This is a genomic window from Candidatus Liberibacter brunswickensis, assembly GCF_036858155.1.
Classification (GTDB): Bacteria; Pseudomonadota; Alphaproteobacteria; order Rhizobiales; family Rhizobiaceae; genus Liberibacter; species Liberibacter brunswickensis.
The window spans coordinates 1-1,550 of sequence record NZ_JAAEJX010000023.1; the positions used below are offsets into that span (position 1 = coordinate 1).

Below are 1,550 nucleotides of genomic sequence, written 5' to 3' on the forward strand. Positions count from 1 at the left end.
AATTCAGCTTCGACTTCCCTTCTCACAATCAATCCTTTTAACTTCTTACCTCCTGAATACACCCATCGTTTACATTCAATAGATGCGTTTTGCCAATCTAATTCATCAACACGTTTCTTTAAAGTACTATTACGATAATTGCCAATACCAAGATTAAACACAAAATCACCAATTGCAGATATTCGATTATCACTAGCTAATTTAAGAGCTGGAGAAGCTTTAAACACTTGGTTTAAACACTTCGTGGCATCTTTATATAAAATAGTTTCTGCTTGATGTTGAGATATAATCATCCCTACATAAACATCTGAACCAGTATGACCATAGCCAATAGTCCAAATACCCGCAGGACATCGATAGGCTTTTAATCTTAAACCTTCAAATCTTTTAATTAGAGATATTAAAACTGGTGGAATGTTCATATACACAACCTTTTTAACTAAATTAGTAATTAAATGTTATCTAGTTCTTGACTTAAATAAGTTAACTACCACATACTACTAGTTACAACTATTAAGAGAGTAGAGATGAAACGATTCTGAAGGTAGATTATGGTAGCTAATAAATATCATTATGAACAGTATTTTTTTCGACGAAATTCCAAAGGAAATTAAAAAGGTTAAACCATGACTCGTATTTTAACAGCTGAGGAATCAGAAAGAGAATTACAAGCTACCGCCCGTGCTATACGACTTGGCTTGTTTCAAAACAAACCTTCGCCACCTCCTGAATACAGTTTTTGGTCTGATGTTTGATCTGTTCCTGTGGGATTGTTTATAGCTATTACGGTAATAGTATTATGCTTTAAAATAACAAGATGTATAGGTATAAAAATCATGGAAACTACAGAGCAAAAAATTGTACGTACAATTCTAAATTTTATAGGTATAAAAGTCACGGAAACTACAGAGCAAAAAATTGTACGTATAATTCAAAATTTAAGGTCTAAAGCTGCATTTATTATAATCAATTTTATTACTTGGATCATCGCTTGGGCTATACCCCTAACATATACCAAAGGGAGGTACTACAGGGAGAGTGCGATAAGCAGAGATAAACATGGTGATTACATGGCTTTTGGAATATTCCTTATCCCCTTCTGCTTAATCAGCATCTATTGTAGTTACAGGATTTTGGCAAATGTGCAGGTTAAACAGTACATTAAGGAATACGGAAATAAAATAAAAGCACCCATTTTTTTGCTCCTTTTAGGTGTTTGCCTAATATATATCGTCCCTCATACAGGAAAAATGGCGTACGGAGTATACACAGAAAGCATGCCTGCAGGAATCATACAGCTGATAATAATGTTCTTGGAAACCACATTGCTGTCTACTCTGTATGTAAGTATATATAAAACATTCCGAAATAAATAGATTGGATCCCTAAATTCTTCTCTTTTGCACAATCTTATCTGTGTACCAAAAACCTAGTATACAAGCGATAATATCTTGTTCAAAAGAGCTTAATATTGAAAGGGGGCTTTTATCAAAGATGCCCTCTTTCACATGCCACCAAACTAATAACGGATAAACAATAATCCAAAAAAC

The 1,550-nt window shown here is 33.6% G+C and carries 3 protein-coding genes; 2 read left to right on the plus strand and 1 reads right to left on the minus strand.

The window, feature by feature from the left end; all coding sequences use genetic code 11:
- Positions 1-422, minus strand: a 422-nt coding sequence (locus GY664_RS05035) for a lysozyme (protein ID WP_333948395.1), incomplete at its 3' end; no start/stop codon positions are given.
- A gap of 204 nt (positions 423-626) precedes the next feature.
- Here GY664_RS05035 and GY664_RS05040 point away from each other — a divergent pair.
- Together GY664_RS05040 and GY664_RS05045 are read left to right on the plus strand one after the other, a co-directional pair.
- On the plus strand, positions 627-755 hold the full coding sequence (locus GY664_RS05040) for a hypothetical protein (RefSeq protein ID WP_333948396.1): 129 nt from the start codon (positions 627-629) through the stop codon (positions 753-755).
- Between the two features lie 81 nt (positions 756-836).
- Positions 837-1,376, plus strand: coding sequence for a hypothetical protein (locus GY664_RS05045; protein ID WP_333948397.1), 540 nt, complete (start codon positions 837-839; stop codon positions 1,374-1,376).
- The last annotated feature ends 174 nt before the right edge of the window (positions 1,377-1,550 follow it).